Below are 17,119 nucleotides of genomic sequence, written 5' to 3'. Positions count from 1 at the left end.
AGTATAACAAAAAAAGCCAAGTGTACGCGAACGGCACACTTGGCTTTGTAAGATTAAATATTTGTGATTTCGTCAGTTACTTCAGCTGTTTCCTTGATAACTTCGGATTTCAGTTTGCGGTAACGACCAATACCTGTACCAGCTGGAACAAGTTTACCTAGGATAACATTTTCTTTAAGTCCTAGAAGCTCGTCACGTTTTCCTTTGATTGCAGCATCTGTCAAGACACGAGTTGTTTCTTGGAATGATGCAGCAGACAAGAAGGAGTCAGTTTCAAGGGAAGCTTTTGTGATCCCTAGAAGAACTGGACGACCTGTTGCTGGTTGGCTACCACTTAAGATAGCGTCGCGGTTGGCTTCTGTAAACGTATGAATATCCATTAATGTACCTGGTAAGATGTTTGTATCACCAGTATCCATTACGCGGATTTTACGTAACATTTGACGAACCATTACTTCAACGTGTTTATCGCCAATTTCTACCCCTTGCATACGGTAAACTTTTTGTACTTCTGCAAGTAGATATTCTTGAACGGATAATACGTCACGAACACGAATCAAGGCTTTAGGATCCACAGAACCTTCAGTTAGAGCTTCCCCACGTTCTACGATAGTTCCTTCTTCTACACGCAGGCGAGCAGTGTAAGGAATGTTGTAAGAACGGCGGTCATCTGTACCTTGGATAGTGATTTCTTGTTGACGATCACGACCTTCTTCGATAGAAACAACTTCACCGCCAACTTCAGTGATGATAGCTTGCCCTTTCGGATTACGTGCTTCAAAAATTTCTTGAATACGTGGAAGACCTTGCGTGATATCGTCTCCGGCAACCCCACCTGTATGGAAAGTACGCATAGTAAGCTGAGTTCCTGGTTCCCCGATAGATTGGGCAGCGATGATACCAACTGCTTCTCCAACTTCGACTTCTGTACCAGTTGCCAAGTTTTTACCATAACATTTTTTACATACGCCGTGTTTTGTATTACATGTGAATGCAGAACGGATAGTTACTTCTTCAATACCAGCGTCAACGATTTGAGTGGCAATTGCTTCTGTAATTAAGTCATTTTCACGTGCAATAACTTCTTTTGTTTCTGGGTGACGAATTGTTTTACGAGAATAACGACCTTCCAGACGTTCTTCAAGTGGTTCGATGATTTCAGTACCTTCACGAATAGCCTTAATTGTAAGACCGCGGTCAGTGCCACAATCGTCTTCACGAATGATAACATCTTGAGCCACGTCAACAAGACGACGAGTAAGGTAACCGGAATCGGCTGTTTTAAGGGCTGTATCGGTAAGACCTTTACGCGCACCATGGGTAGAAATGAAGTACTCTAAGACCGTTAAACCTTCACGGAAGTTAGATGTAATCGGCAATTCTACGATACGTCCGGATGGGTCAGCCATCAGTCCACGCATACCAGCTAGCTGTGTAAAGTTGGAAATGTTACCACGAGCTCCGGAATCTTGCATCATGAAGATTGGGTTTAAGCGGTCCAAACTCAAGATCAGTTTTCCTTGGATTTCGTCTTTGGCAGCATTCCATACACCAATAACGCGTTCGTATCTTTCATCATCTGTAATCAGACCACGACGGAATGATTTAGTGATTTTTTCAACAGTATCATGTGCTTTTTCAAGAATTTCATGTTTTTCTTCAAGTGTTAAGATATCCGCAATACCTACTGTCATACCGGCCTTAGTCGAGATTTTGAAACCAAGATCTTTCATACGGTCAAGCATTTTTGAAGTTTCGGTAATATGGAATTTCTTGAAGACTTCCGCGATAATGTTACCGAGGATTTTCTTCTTGAATGGATCGATTAGTTCTTGTGCAGCAATGTGAGCACGCACATCTGTTGTAGTATCAACGAAATATTTAGCTGGTGTTTCGATTTCTAAGTTGAATTTCGTTGGTTCATTAATATAAGGGAACGATTTTGGTAAGATTGTGTTGAAAATCAATTTACCAACAGTCGTAATTAATAATTGGTTGCGTTGTTCATCAGTGAAACGTTCATTTGGAATCGAGCCAGCAAATACAGCAATACGTGAATGTAAGTGTACATAGCCGTTTTGATACGCAAGTTGCGCTTCATTAATATCTTTGAAGATAGTACCTTCGCCGACAGCATTTTCACGTTCTAAAGTAAGGTAGTAGTTACCTAGCACCATATCTTGGGAAGGTGTTACAACTGGTTTACCATCTTTAGGGTTCAAAATGTTTTGCGCTGCAAGCATTAAAATACGTGCTTCTGCTTGTGCTTCTGCGGATAAAGGAACGTGAACCGCCATTTGGTCACCATCAAAGTCAGCGTTGTAAGCTGTACATACAAGAGGGTGAAGACGGATTGCGCGACCTTCAACTAGAGTTGGTTCAAATGCTTGGATACCAAGTCTGTGAAGCGTAGGCGCCCGGTTAAGTAATACCGGATGTTCACGGATAACTTCTTCTAATACGTCCCAGATTTCTGGAGCCATACGTTCGATTTTACGTTTAGCGCTCTTAATGTTATGTGCTAAACCGCGTCCAACTAATTCTTTCATAACAAATGGTTTGAATAATTCAAGTGCCATTTCTTTTGGAAGACCACATTGGTACATTTTTAAGTTAGGTCCAACGACGATAACGGAACGACCAGAATAATCGACACGTTTACCTAGTAAGTTTTGACGGAAACGACCTTGTTTCCCTTTAAGCATATGAGAAAGGGATTTAAGCGGACGGTTACCTGGACCTGTTACTGGACGACCACGACGACCGTTGTCAATTAGAGCATCGACAGCTTCTTGTAGCATCCGTTTTTCATTTTGCACGATAATGTTTGGTGCACCTAGATCAAGTAGGCGTTTCAAACGGTTGTTCCGGTTGATTACCCGACGATATAAGTCATTCAAATCACTTGTTGCAAAACGGCCACCTTCAAGTTGTACCATTGGACGAATTTCTGGTGGGATAACTGGTAGCACGTCAAGTACCATCCAGCTTGGGTTGTTGCCGGAATTACGGAAAGCTTCCATAACTTCCAAACGACGAATTGCACGAGTACGACGTTGACCTTGTGCAGATTTTAGTTCTTCTTTTAAATCATTTGTTTCTTTTTCTAAGTCGATATCGGCTAAGATTTTTTTGATTGCTTCTGCGCCCATACCAGCTGAGAAACCTTTACCATATTTTTCGCGGTAAACGCGGTATTCACGTTCAGATAAAAGTTGTTTCTTTTCAAGTGGAGTATCGCCTGGTTCTGTAACCACGTAAGATGCAAAGTAGATAATTTCTTCTAATGCACGTGGGGACATATCCATAACAAGACCCATACGGCTTGGAATTCCTTTGAAGTACCAGATGTGAGAAACAGGAGCTGCGAGTTCAATATGGCCCATACGTTCACGACGGACTTTTGATTTCGTTACTTCTACTCCACAACGGTCACAAACTACGCCTTTATAGCGAACACGTTTGTATTTACCACAAGAACATTCCCAGTCTTTCATTGGTCCAAAAATTCTTTCACAGAATAAGCCATCACGTTCAGGTTTAAGCGTTCTGTAGTTGATGGTTTCAGGTTTTTTTACTTCACCATGAGACCATGAACGAATTTTATCTGGAGATGCCAGACCGATTTTCATATACTCAAAATTATTAACATCTAACAAGTGCCCAACCTCCTAAATTAGTTTGGAGCATTCGCTTTAGGAAGCGCTTGGGGATTCCCGCACACTTCCCAGACTTTTCAGGTAAAGCCTTAGCGATCGCTTAATTTTATATTTTGCAAAAAACAAATCATTGTTTCTTATTGTTTTGGAGTCTCAATTATCGAACCGAATTACTCAGTCTTTTCAGCGGCTGCATTTTCCGGTTGTACGATATTGAAGGCATCATTTTGATTAGTAAAGTCGTCATCATCCATGTCACGCATCTCGATTTCTTCTTCGTCTGCGGAAAGCATTTTAACATCCATTCCAAGACTTTGAAGCTCTTTGATGAGTACTTTGAAGGATTCTGGCACACCAGGTTCTGGAACGCTTTCGCCTTTAACAATCGCTTCGTAAGTTTTCACACGACCAACCACGTCATCGGATTTAATCGTTAGGATTTCTTGAAGTGTATAAGCAGCACCATAAGCTTCCAGTGCCCATACTTCCATCTCACCAAAACGTTGTCCACCAAATTGTGCTTTACCACCAAGCGGTTGTTGCGTTACTAGAGAGTAAGGTCCAGTTGAACGCGCATGAAGTTTATCATCAACCATGTGGGCAAGTTTGATCATGTACATTACACCTACAGAGATACGGTTATCAAATGCTTCACCAGAACGTCCGTCATAAAGAATTGTTTTCGCATCGCGGGCCATACCAGCTTCTTCCACTGTGCTCCAAACATCTTCTTCATTCGCACCATCAAATACTGGTGTTGCAACGTGAATTCCTAAAGCACGAGCAGCCATACCTAAGTGTAGCTCTAGTACTTGTCCGATATTCATACGAGATGGTACCCCTAGTGGGTTAAGCATGATGTCAACAGGTGTTCCGTCTGGCATAAATGGCATATCTTCTTCAGGTAAAATACGGGAGATAACCCCTTTGTTACCGTGACGTCCGGCCATTTTATCGCCTTCGTGGATTTTACGTTTTTGTACAATATAAACACGTACTAATTGGTTTACACCCGGTGGTAGTTCGTCGCCTGCTTCACGTGTAAAGATCTTCACGTCAAGCACGATTCCGCCGCCGCCATGAGGTACACGTAATGAAGTATCGCGAACTTCACGTGCTTTTTCACCAAAGATAGCGTGTAATAAACGTTCTTCTGCAGTTAATTCGGTAACTCCTTTTGGTGTTACTTTACCAACTAGAAGGTCGTTGTCTTTTACTTCAGCACCAACACGGATAATTCCACGTTCGTCAAGGTCGCGTAAAGCGTCTTCCCCAACATTTGGAATATCACGAGTCATTTCTTCAGGTCCGAGTTTTGTATCACGAGCTTCTGATTCGAATTCTTCAATATGAATCGAAGTATAAACGTCATCTTTTACAAGACGTTCACTCATGATGATCGCATCCTCGTAGTTATAACCATCCCAAGTCATGAATGCAACTAGTACGTTACGACCAAGAGCTAGTTCACCGGAATCCATTGATGGACCGTTACCAAGGATTTCTCCTTTAACAACGCGGTCACCTTCCGCTACGTTTGGACGTTGGTTATAACAAGTACCTTGGTTAGAACGAACAAATTTACGTAAAGTATATTTATCAATTCCGCCAGTTACTTCTTTGCCATCCACTAGAGATACACGACGAACCCAGATTTCGCGAGCTTCAACGTGTTCTACAATACCGTCATGTTTGGCAGTTACAGCAGCACCAGAGTCTTTTGCAGATACGTGTTCCATACCTGTTCCAACAAATGGAGCTTCAGGGTGCATAAGAGGAACTGCTTGACGTTGCATGTTCGCCCCCATTAGCGCACGGTTACTATCATCGTTTTCAAGGAACGGAATACATGCTGTCGCAACAGATACAACCTGTTTAGGCGATACATCCATGTAGTCAATACGTTCTTTTTCTACCGCTAAGTTTTCTGAACGGAAACGAGCCATAACTTCTTCTTCTGTGAAAGTACCTTGTTCGTCTAATTTCGAGTTAGCTTGCGCTACTACGTAATTATCCTCTTCATCCGCAGTTAGATAATCAATCTTATCAGTAACACGGTTTGTTTCAGGATCTACGCGGCGGTAAGGCGTTTCGATAAAGCCGAATTTATTTACCTTCGCAAAGGAAGAAAGGGAGTTGATCAAACCAATGTTTGGTCCCTCTGGCGTTTCAATCGGACACATACGACCATAGTGAGAGTAATGCACGTCACGTACTTCATAACCAGCACGTTCACGCGTCAAACCACCAGGTCCAAGCGCTGAAAGACGACGTTTATGCGTAAGTTCGCCAAGTGGATTTGTTTGATCCATGAACTGAGATAACTGCGAGCTACCAAAGAATTCTTTGATAGAAGCAACTACTGGGCGAATATTAATCAATTGTTGCGGTGTAATTGTAGTCATATCTTGAATAGACATACGCTCACGAACTACACGTTCCATACGGGATAAACCGATACGGAATTGGTTTTGTAAAAGTTCACCAACAGAACGAAGACGACGATTACCTAGGTGATCGATGTCATCTGTATCGCCAACACCATGTAGCAAGTTAAAGAAGTAGCTAATGGATGAAATAATATCAGAAGGCGTGATGTGTTTTACGTTTTCTTCAATATACGCATTACCAATGATGTTGATTTCTTTTTCTTCATCATTTGGTGCGTAGATTTTAATAGATTGAACGAGTACGCTATCTTCCATAACTCCATCAGTTGGACGAAGTGTACGGAAACCTACACCGTTTTCTAAATTAGGAATAATTTGATCTAAATTACGACGATCCAAAATGTCACCTTTAGAAGCGATAATTTCACCAGTTTCTGGATCCACTAAAGTTTCTGCTAATGTTTGGTTGAATAGACGGTTTTTCAGATGTAATTTTTTGTTGATTTTATAACGTCCAACGCTTGCAAGATCGTAGCGTTTTGGATCAAAGAAACGAGAAACTAGTAAGCTTCTAGCGTTATCAACTGTTGGGGGTTCACCCGGACGTAATCTTTCGTAAATTTCTAGAAGTGCTTTTTCAGCATTGTCAGTGTTGTCTTTTTCAAGCGTGTTGCGCAAGTAGTCATTGTCCCCGATTAAATCAATAATTTCTTGATCGGAACCAAAGCCTAGTGCACGAAGTAAAACAGTTACTGGTAATTTACGTGTACGGTCAATACGAACGTGTACAACGTCTTTAGCATCTGTTTCGTACTCAAGCCAAGCCCCACGGTTAGGGATGACAGTAGAACCAAAGCCTTTTTTACCATTTTTGTCTAGTTTTCCATTGAAGTAAACACCTGGAGAACGAACTAATTGGGAAACGATAACACGTTCTGCCCCATTAATAATGAACGTACCCATTTCAGTCATTAGCGGGAAATCACCCATAAATACTTCTTGGTCTTTCACTTCGCCGGTTTCTTTGTTGATTAGGCGCAACTTCACGCGTAGTGGAGCCGCATAGTTTGCATCACGGTTCTTAGATTCTTCTACCGAGTATTTCGGTTCTCCAAGATCGTAATCAATGAATTCTAAAGATAAATTACCCGCAAAATCCTCAATTGGCGAAATATCGCGGAACATCTCACGTAGCCCTTCATCTAAGAACCATTGGTAAGAAGCTGTTTGAATCTCAATTAAGTTTGGTAATTCAAGTACTTCACTGATTCGCGCAAAACTTCTACGCGTACGATGCCGTCCATATTTTACATCATGTCCTGAATGTCCTGACAAACTATTCACCCCTCAAATTAATTAAAAAATTTATAAGCACACTTGTTAATTATGGTTGCGAAAACAATGGAACCTTCCGTATCCGAGGTTTAAGACGCTAGCAGTTTTTTGCTACGTGCAAAATATACTGGCTTAAACACCGTGCATCAAAATTTTCCTTTTTGTTTCTAATCTTGGCTTGCAAACACGCATCCAAGAAGCATTTCCAGAGTTAACATAAGTGGAACTTTCGTACAAAAAATATTCTATTTAGACAAAAAGAAAGCGGATTTCATATTGCTGAAACTCCCTAGAAAATAATTTTCCTTAAAAGTGTCAGTACAAGACGGAAAAAGTTTATACCGTTTTGTATTTTTGAAAGCCACATCTATGTCTTCTATTTTGCCAAAATCGATTGCAAATGCTTGATTTCCGACAGCATTTTCGCTTAATAATAAACACAAAAAAACAGTTTCGATTCTTTTGGCATTATATAATAATACAATAACCATTAGCCAATGTCAATAGAAAATAGAAATAAACACGAACGAAGAGGCTCATTCGTGTTTATAAAATGTTAAATTAAAATATTTCTTTCATTTTCGCTGATTTGGAATGTTTTAGTACTTAAATTTGCTTTTAATGTCGCTGTAATTTTATTTGTTTTGTTTTTGCGAATAATAACGATTTCATTTGAGCTAGGTGTCTCAATTTCTATACTTCCTTCCAAATCAAACGCTTCAGAAGTATTTCTAAACCTCAGTAAATTGCACAACGCTTTAACAACTGGTCTTTTTACTTCATTTTTAATTTCATCTATTGTGTAGTAATGACGATTAATATTACGCCCTTCTTTTGTTTCCTCTAAAAGGTCAATATCATTTTTGCCAGCAAGTAAACCAACATAATAAATTTGCGGAATCCCCGGCGCAAAACATTGAATTACTCTCGCTAACAAGTAACTTTTATCATCGTCACCCAAAGCACTATAATAGGTACTATTAATTTGATAAATATCCAGGTTATTATATTTTTCAGAGGAATATATCTTTTTAACATTAGCTCCTATTTTGTATAATTCTGCTGAAGTATAATCGAGTTCCTCATCTGTTAATAAATCGCGTGCATCCACAACGCCAATGCCATCATGCGTATCTAGAGTAGTAAATTGCTTCATCGGACTCATTTCTAACCAGTTAGCTAAACGTTCCACTCGGCCACTATATAACGAGTACAGCATCACCATGGGTAACGCAAAATCATAGATATAATAATCATGGTTCGCGATTTTCATTTGGATGGAATAATGTTCATGAATTTCTGGTAATAATTCCATGTCATATTTGGCCGCTTCTGCTTTCACTTCATCCAGTAAATCCCAAATTTCCGGTTCTACAAAAAAATCATTTGTATCTAATTTTTTAATTGCATAAGCAAAGGCATCAAGACGCAAAATAGAACAACCATGTGCAGCCATATTTTTTATCGTTTGACGAATAAATTCTTTTGTAACTTCGGCTGTCACATCTAAATCAATTTGTTCTTCCCCAAAAGTATTCCAAACTAATTCCGTTCCCCCATCAGCAAATTCAACTTCTTGAAAAGGCGCCTTATCTTTTCTCTTATAAATTAAATCTAAGTCTTTTTCATTTGGTCTACCCGGAGGAAAGAAATCATTGATACGAATAAACATATCTTTATACTTTGAGTTTAAATGCTCTTTTTTAAAATCTTGAAAGAAGAGTGATTCGCGAGAAATGTGATTAATCATAAAATCAAACATTAAATAATACTTTTCGCCTAATTTCTCGATTATTTCCCAAGAACCTAGGTCGCTATCTACTGTTGTGTAATCACTTGGCGCAAACCCTCGATCTCCAGTGGATGGAAAGAACGGCAATAAGTGAATCCCGCCAACAGCATCTTCAAAATAAGTTTCCATCACCTTGGATAATTCTTCCATATTTTTCCCTAAACTATCAGAATAAGTAATTAACATAGCTTTATTTTTAATTTGCAATCAGTCTACCTCCAAAACCCTTGAGAAGACGGCACCTGTATATGCAGGTATTTCAAGGACATTTTCTACCATTTCTGGCAACGCTACATTAGCAAGTACCTGTTCATAAGTACCTTCAATGCATAATTGATTTTCAGAATCAGAAAAATTCACGATGATTAAGAGCTCAGCGTCATCTGTTTTACGTTTGTAAGCAATAACTTCATCACTTGATTCTACTGGCAGTAATTCTCCATAAACAGCCACTTCTTTATATTTACTAGAATCACTTCTTAAATGGATTAATTTCTTATAAAAATTCAATACGGAATTATCATCGATTTGTTCCTGCTCTACGTTAATATCAAGGTAATTAGGGTTTGCTTTCAACCAAATTTCATCTGAGTCGGAAAAACCAGCGTTCTTTTGATTATTCCATTGCATCGGTGTTCTTGAATTATCCCTACTACGCCGATACATTCCTTCAAGCGCTTCTTCCGGACTCATTCCAGAGAGAATTGCGCGATGGTATTGATCGTGCGTCGCGATATCGTTATAATCATCTATACTTTCCATCCGAGTATTACTCATGCCAATCTCTTGTCCTTGATAAATGAACGGCGTACCGTGCAACATCATAAATAACGTGCCTAGCATTTTTTTGCTACGATCATCTTGGTATTCTTGAGGTAAATACTTATTTATCGAACGCGGTTGATCATGATTTTCTAAGTATTTTGCCCCCCAACCATTTCGCTGTGTCACCAGTTCATTGGTAATTATTTTCTCTTTTAATTCTTTTACTGTCCATTCTGAATTCTTGAACCATTCGCCTGTTTCAGGAGTATCAATATCTGTATAGCTAAAATCAAACACCATACGGAAATGACCATTTTCACCTATAAATTCAGAAAGTCTTTCTTCAGGCACATCCGCCTCAGCCACAGTAAATGCATTATGTTTTTTAAATGTCCGTTCGTCAATCTCCTTGAGCCACTCTTCAATTCCCGGCTGATTTAAAATCCAATGACCGATGAAAACCAAGCCATCTTCCCCGTCCGCTGGGAAAGTACCGTACTCAATTCTTTTCTTCAAATTTAAAATGGCATCAATTCTAAAGCCACCTAAACCTTTTTCAAGCCACCAGTTAATCATTTGGATACATTCATTACGCACTACAATGTTTTCCCAGTTTAAATCTGGCTGTTTTTTAGAAAAAGCATGTAGGTAAAACATGTTTTCCTCACCTGGTACGGCTTCCCACGCAGATCCTCCAAAATAAGAACGCCAATTATTAGGCGGGTTTCCATTTACACCCTCTCGGAAAATATAATAATCTCGATATTTACTTTTTGGGTCAGCTATTGCTTTTTCAAACCATTCATGTTCATCAGATGTATGGTTTACCACCAAATCCATCAATATTTTTATTCCTAATTTTTCTGCCTTCTCAATTAATTCATCCATATCACTCATCGTTCCAAACATTGGATCAATCTCATAGTAATCAGAAATGTCATAACCACCATCATCCATAGGTGATTTATAGACAGGACAAAGCCAAATCACATTAATACCTAAATCTTTCAAATAAGGAAGTCGTTCTATAATTCCTCTAATATCTCCAATGCCATCCCCATTTGAATCTTGAAAACTACGCGGATAGATTTGGTACACTACCGATTCTTTCCACCATTCTTTCGTTTCTGTTATTTCCACTATTAATCTATCTCCTATCCTTTAACAGCACCACTCGTAATGCCTTCAACATAATATTTTTGCAAATAAATAAACAGTATTGTAATTGGTACCGCAATCAATATACAGCCAGCCGCAAACGTTGTATACATTGTATTTGCCGTTGTTTGATTCAACATGGAATATAAACCTATCGACACTGTATATTTAGGCACATTGTCTCCCATAATCACTTTAGCAAAAATAAAATCCATCCAAGGCAACATAAATGCCATTAAAGCTGTGTATACAATAATAGGCTTAGACATTGGTAAAGTTATTTTTGTAAAGATACTTAATTTCGTCGCCCCGTCCATCATTGCCGATTCGTCCAAAGATTTTGGTATTGTATCAAAAAATCCTTTTGCAATATAAAAAGTTAATGCAGCTGTAGATGAATAAATTAACACAAGCGCCGTTAGAGATTGCGTTAATCCAAATGCTTTTAAAATATAGTAAACTGCTATCATACTCATAAAAGCAGGAAACATATTTAAAACTAGCGCTGTTTTTAACATCGTCTTTTTAAATCTAAAGCGAAGTCTAGATAACACATAAGCCATCGAAACGGTTATAAAAGTGCTCAATAAACAGGAACACACCGCAACAATCATTGTATTTTTAACCCATAACATAAAAGGAAAATTTTCATGATTTTCAAATAGGTACGCAAAATGATCTAGCGTATATTCTTTCGGAAAGATATACGAAACAAATTGTCCACTTTCCGCTCTAAAAGCTGTCAAAACAATCCAGATAATCGGGAATATCCAGATACACCCGAGCACTATCAACAATAGGTTAGGCCATACTGTAGCTCTTTTCATTTCAGTTGCTCCCTTCTTTATAAGAATTTGTACGTGTGTAGGCAAATAAAGAGAATGCAGCGCTAAGAATGAATGTTACAATCCCAATAACCGAAGCTAAATTATAATCCGCAGCTTCTACTGTTAATTTATAAAGCCATGTCACGAGCAAATCCGTATCCCCAGCACCATAGAAGTTACTATTCGAAGGTCCTCCACCAGTCAAGAGATAGATCACATTAAAGTTATTTATATTTCCAATAAATTGTTGAATCAGACTTGGCAACATCACCGTTAAGATTTGAGGGAAAGTTATGTATCTAAATAAATGAAAACTGTTACCTCCATCCATTCGCGCCGCTTCCAATTGATCTTTCGGTAGATTCATTAAAATCCCCGTGGCGATTAACATAGTTACCGGAATCCCAATCCACATATTGACAAATATGACGGATACCTTTGCTAGCAAAGCATCTGTCAAAAATGGTATCGGCTCAGCTATAATTCCCCAATTAAGTAACATCGTATTAAGCGGTCCTGCTGCATGCAACAAGTTCTGCATTACGAGAAGTGACACAAACGGAGGTACCGCCATAGTTATAACAAAGATAGTGCGCCAAAACTTTTTGAATTTAACACCCTTATGATTAATAAGAAGTGCAAGCAATACGCCAAAAAAGAAACAAGTAGCAGTAGCTAAAAGCGCCCAAATAAGTGTCCATCCAAGCACCGGAAAGAACGTACTGGAAATATCACCATTTAGCACATTTTTAAAGTTAACAAATCCTACCCATCCAAATAAATTCCTTGGCGGTAAATGTTCATGATCATAATTGGTAAAAGCCAAAGAAATCATATAAACAAGTGGCATTATCGTAAACACCACAACCCCAATCATCGGGATCGTCAGTAAAGTTACATGAAATTTATTGTCTAGCAAACTCTTTAAGTCTTCCTTAAATGTTGGGATTTTTTTATTTTCCCGCTGGAAGCCCTCCACCTGGCAAGCGCTTCTAATATTAGCAAGGTACAAGAAGAGAAATAGTACACAAATAACAACTGTCATAATCCCATATATTAGCATCAGCATGGAATTATCGCCCGGTGTTCGAACCATAATACCTAAACTCTTATCAAAATTCCACGATTGGTTAACTGTCCCTAATGTCGCCATACCTTGAATTAAGGTAATGCCATAAAACACAAGGAAAAACAAGAAAGCAAGTTCACTAAAAAGAAATAGAAGTCCCTTCGCAATTTGCTTATGGGCCAAATTACCAGCCCCCATAATTACATAAGATAATCTCGTAGAAACAGAACCATTCTTAAAAATATTAAAATAATTCTTCTTAACCATCATATACTTAACCTACTTTCCTATTTCGCTGGTGTAATATCTTTGACTAATTTATCGAGCGCCTCTGGATAATCTTCTTTCTTAATCTTGCCTTTATAAGTATCTACTAATAGCGGGTTCATATGTTGCCAAAAAACGTTCATTTCAGGTATTTTCGGCATTAAAACGGAGTGCTTTCCGGATGTCATATCAATAACTGCTTTCGCCACATCGTCCTTTTCTACTGTAGAACTAGTTCGTGCCTCTAAATTGCTCGGAATTTTCCCTAACTCTTTAAAAGCTTTTTCCTGCACATCCGCATTAGTAATATAATCAGCTAGTTCCATCGCATCTAATGGCGATTTAGTAAATGCGTTCACACAGTATATCCCGCTTCCTTGGAAAGCCATCATATCTACCTGACCACTTCCAAAATCGGCCTTCGGATATACTGCCACTCCCATATTTTCACCTAAAACTTCTCGTATCGCATCTTTATTCCAAACCCCACTAAAAACGGCATTTATTTTACCGGATCTAAGCGCACTAATCTCATCTGCATTTACAGCGACAACATTAGGATTATTTTTCAGCTCACCAATCCAGTTCAATACTTGGACGCCTTCTGGAGTGTTAAAGGTTGTCCCATAAGGATCTTCGCCGTTCTCACCGTAAAGATATGTACCATTTGCAATAAACCAAGGTGTTTCACGATAATCCGCGCCAGCTTCCGCAAGATTTATTCCGAGCTTCCCTTTAGACGTTATTCCAGAAAAAGTTTTAATATCATCCTCTGAAAAAACGCGCTTATCATAATACATAAACATCGCTTCCGCCGTCACAGGGAAACCATACATTTTATCTTGATATGTAGCAGCTTGAATGGAGGTTGGTGTATTATTTTTCTTAATATCATCTGTATACTTTGTCAATTGGTAAACCGCACCAGACTCTACCAGTTGTCCTAGACGGTCATTCGGAGTTATAAATACATCCGCCGCAGCTTCTGGATCTTTCTGAACATATTCTTGTGCTCGCCCAGATTCAGATTCAATAACCGTAATATCATAATTTTTATCAGGATGTTCTTTTTTAAAATCATCTACCACTTTCCTATAAAAATCACCCTGATTTAAATCCACCCAAACTTTTAAAGAAACATTTTTCTCGTTTACTTTTATATCTGGCTTGTATTCCTTTTCTACACCACAACTAGCCAACAAACTTAAACCGACAATAATACTGATGGACAAAAGTAACTTTTTCATACTTGAACATTCTCCTTATCTTCACTTAAAATGACAACCGGTTGTCATTTTAGCTTAAGCGGTTTCATATATCGTAAAAATAATATCAATTATCTTACAAAATGTCAACCGTTTTCATAAAAATAATAAGAGAGAATTTACTTGGTAGTCTCTCTTATTATTAGTTTTGTTTCAAGCTCTGGCGCTACCGGCACACTCGTTCCTTGTAAATTAGCCAATAGAACTTGCGCCGAATATTCACCAAGTTCTTTAATTGGTTGTTCAATAGTTGTCAACGCCGGATTCAGAACTTCCGCTATAGGTTGATTATCAAAACCTATGATTCCTAGCTCCTCTGGCACTGCTATCCCGTATTTTTTTGCAGCATATAATATCCCAGCAGCAACCGTATCACCATTTGAAAAAATTGCGTCCGGCAGAGTAGATTTCTCTTCTAAAATATTAACTAGAAGCTCTTCGCCATCTTTAATGGTTAATAACTTCTCAAAATACAATGATTCATCAAAAGAAAGTCCATTTTCTGTTACAGCTTGCATGAATCCTTTAAAACGGTAATCATTTTTATTTTTAATACCACCAGTACAGTAGGCAAGGCGTTTATAACCGCACTTTATTAAATAATTCGTTGCTTGATAAGCCGCTTTCGTTTCATCAATGTTAATAATCGTCAAATTTTCATTTCCCAGATAACGATTACAAAGAACAATTTTGCCACTTTCAACGAGTGATTTAATTTCTTCTGTATCATTTTCTAAGTTAGCCATAATCAATCCATCTAGCTGTTTCTTTTGTAACATCTCGATAAATTGTAATTCTTTTGCAGGATTTTCTAAAGTTTGCAACATGACAACCTGATACCCTCTGTGAGATAGATAGCGTTCAATCGCATCAACAAGGTACGCAAAAAAAGGATTGGTTATAAAGGAAATCACAACACCAATCATCTTAGTCCCCTGCCCTCGAAATTGTTGAGCAATATTATTAGGATAATAATTCAGTTCTTTCATCGCAGCAAAAATTTTCTTTTTTGTTTTATCTGAAACATTTGGATTACCATTAATTGCTCGAGAAATAGTAGTTATAGAATAGCCCGTTTTCTCTGCTACATCTCCAATTTTCGTCACTTTATTCATATCTATCTCCCTAAAATTTCAAATTCATCTATTTTAATTTATTATATCAGATTACAGAAAAAGTGAGAACTTATTTCCTTATAACGCTACTCTAACAACAAAAAGAAGAAGCAGCAAATAGTAATATATGCTGCTTCTTTTCCATCATGCTTTGAAATTGTATAACGGTTTAATTATTTCTTGAATCTCCATCGTATCTTCTACATCAACAAGCAATTGTTTAGCTGATTTATAGGCTTTTGGAGCTTCATCAATTGTTTTTTTAGAAACAGAAGTAGTCCAAACGTCTTTCATTGCTGCCTGATAGCTTTCTAAACTGATTTGCGCTTTTGCTTTAGAACGACTTAGCATCCTTCCCGCCCCGTGCGGCGCCGAGTAATTCCAATCTGCATTTCCTTTACCCGTTGCAAGAATGCTGCCATCGCGCATATTAAGCGGAACGATAATTTGCTCTCCAAGCTGAGCAGATGTCGCACCTTTTCTAAGCATGTGGTTATCAATATCAATGTAATTATGCACACAATCAAACGCTGAAACAACTATTTTATCCCACTTCATCGCTTTTAAAATAGTTTCTGCCATGACGTAACGATTACGCGCTGCAAATTTTTGTGCAATTTCCATGTCATTTAAATAATTGTTTAAATCAGAGCCCGTCACATAGGATAAGTCATAATCCAATTTCACTTGCTCACGCTCACCGTTCAAGTTGTTGGCCATTTCTAAATTGCCGCGTTTTTTCGCAGCAGTTGCGTCTAATTTCAATTCTTTACGCAATATGTCTAATCTTTTATAAGCTACTTCTTGGTGGTATTCTGCAATTTCTTTACCAAGCACCCGACTTCCACTATGGATTACAAGGTAAATACCATCAGAACCTTGATTCACTTCAATAAAATGGTTCCCGCCACCAAGCGTCCCTATACTTCTAGCTACCCAGCCGCGATGAATTGGCGCAACTATACCTTCCAAATCAAATTCATCTACAGGCTTATCGTGTGTTTTGCTTCCAGATGGCACCCGTTCGCGAATAACTTTATCTAGCTTATCAAAATCCATTTTTAACTTGCCAGGTTTTAGTTTTACTACGTACAGTCCGCAACCGATGTCCACTCCAACCAAATTCGGTACAATTTTATCTTGAATTGTCATTGTCGTTCCAATCACACAGCCTTTACCACCGTGCGTGTCGGGCATGATCCGAATCTTACTACCCTTCGCAAACGGTTGATTACACAGCGTAATAATTTGCCCGATGGTATTGTCGTCCACATTATCTGTAAAAACTTTCGCTTCGTTATATTTTCCTTTTAATGTTAGCATTTCTATTCCTCATTTTCTGTTTAATAGAGAAATGAAAGTCTCCACTTCTCTTCCTAGCTGTTAAAATTCTCCAGTTCTCCTATTGTCATTCGACTCACTTCTTTCAAATTTATTTTTAGGTAAAAAAAAAGTCCCTCAATCAAGAAAGATTGAA

10 protein-coding genes are annotated in these 17,119 nt (G+C 38.4%); all 10 read right to left on the bottom strand.

Annotated elements, in window-relative coordinates; all coding sequences use genetic code 11:
* Positions 1-53: 53 nt before the first annotated feature.
* Positions 54-3,659, bottom strand: coding sequence for a DNA-directed RNA polymerase subunit beta' (gene rpoC / locus GL301_RS01405; protein WP_003728070.1), 3,606 nt, complete (start codon positions 3,657-3,659; stop codon positions 54-56).
* A gap of 170 nt (positions 3,660-3,829) precedes the next feature.
* Complete coding sequence (gene rpoB, locus GL301_RS01400) at positions 3,830-7,384, bottom strand: DNA-directed RNA polymerase subunit beta (protein WP_003723045.1); 3,555 nt, start codon at positions 7,382-7,384, stop codon at positions 3,830-3,832.
* Positions 7,385-7,629: 245 nt separating this feature from the next.
* Positions 7,630-7,875: a hypothetical protein gene (locus tag GL301_RS01395; protein WP_003728071.1), complete on the bottom strand. Its 246-nt coding sequence runs from the start codon at positions 7,873-7,875 to the stop codon at positions 7,630-7,632.
* Positions 7,876-7,940: 65 nt separating this feature from the next.
* A complete protein-coding gene (gene gtfA, locus GL301_RS01390) occupies positions 7,941-9,383 on the bottom strand; it encodes a sucrose phosphorylase (RefSeq protein WP_021496064.1) in 1,443 nt (480 codons plus the stop codon).
* Positions 9,384-11,081, bottom strand: coding sequence for an alpha-glucosidase (locus GL301_RS01385; RefSeq protein WP_003724189.1), 1,698 nt, complete (start codon positions 11,079-11,081; stop codon positions 9,384-9,386). It lies immediately after the preceding gene.
* Positions 11,082-11,095: 14 nt separating this feature from the next.
* Positions 11,096-11,926, bottom strand: coding sequence for a sugar ABC transporter permease (locus GL301_RS01380; protein WP_003723041.1), 831 nt, complete (start codon positions 11,924-11,926; stop codon positions 11,096-11,098).
* Position 11,927: 1 nt separating this feature from the next.
* On the bottom strand, positions 11,928-13,265 hold the full coding sequence (locus tag GL301_RS01375) for a carbohydrate ABC transporter permease (protein ID WP_003724188.1): 1,338 nt from the start codon (positions 13,263-13,265) through the stop codon (positions 11,928-11,930).
* Between the two features lie 17 nt (positions 13,266-13,282).
* Positions 13,283-14,509: an extracellular solute-binding protein gene (locus GL301_RS01370; protein WP_003724187.1), complete on the bottom strand. Its 1,227-nt coding sequence runs from the start codon at positions 14,507-14,509 to the stop codon at positions 13,283-13,285.
* Between the two features lie 137 nt (positions 14,510-14,646).
* On the bottom strand, positions 14,647-15,642 hold the full coding sequence (locus tag GL301_RS01365; RefSeq protein WP_003731081.1) for a LacI family DNA-binding transcriptional regulator: 996 nt from the start codon (positions 15,640-15,642) through the stop codon (positions 14,647-14,649).
* 144 nt (positions 15,643-15,786) lie between these two features.
* Positions 15,787-16,965 (bottom strand): RtcB family protein, encoded by a 1,179-nt coding sequence (locus tag GL301_RS01360; protein WP_003724185.1) that lies wholly within the window; start codon positions 16,963-16,965, stop codon positions 15,787-15,789.
* Positions 16,966-17,119 lie beyond the last annotated feature (154 nt).

The sequence above is a fragment of the Listeria sp. LM90SB2 genome (assembly GCF_028867355.1).
Taxonomy (GTDB): Bacteria; Bacillota; Bacilli; order Lactobacillales; family Listeriaceae; genus Listeria; species Listeria monocytogenes_B.
Note: the sequence above shows the minus strand (reverse complement) of the source record. Positions and strands in the feature narration are given on the sequence as shown.

Coding starts and splice junctions, on each gene's coding strand:
- GL301_RS01395 (WP_003728071.1), bottom strand. CDS start 7,875: ATGGTTATTGTATTATTATATAATGCCAAAAGAATCGAAACTGTTTTT.
- GL301_RS01375 (WP_003724188.1), bottom strand. CDS start 13,265: ATGATGGTTAAGAAGAATTATTTTAATATTTTTAAGAATGGTTCTGTT.
- GL301_RS01380 (WP_003723041.1), bottom strand. CDS start 11,926: ATGAAAAGAGCTACAGTATGGCCTAACCTATTGTTGATAGTGCTCGGG.
- GL301_RS01365 (WP_003731081.1), bottom strand. CDS start 15,642: ATGAATAAAGTGACGAAAATTGGAGATGTAGCAGAGAAAACGGGCTAT.
- GL301_RS01370 (WP_003724187.1), bottom strand. CDS start 14,509: ATGAAAAAGTTACTTTTGTCCATCAGTATTATTGTCGGTTTAAGTTTG.
- GL301_RS01360 (WP_003724185.1), bottom strand. CDS start 16,965: ATGCTAACATTAAAAGGAAAATATAACGAAGCGAAAGTTTTTACAGAT.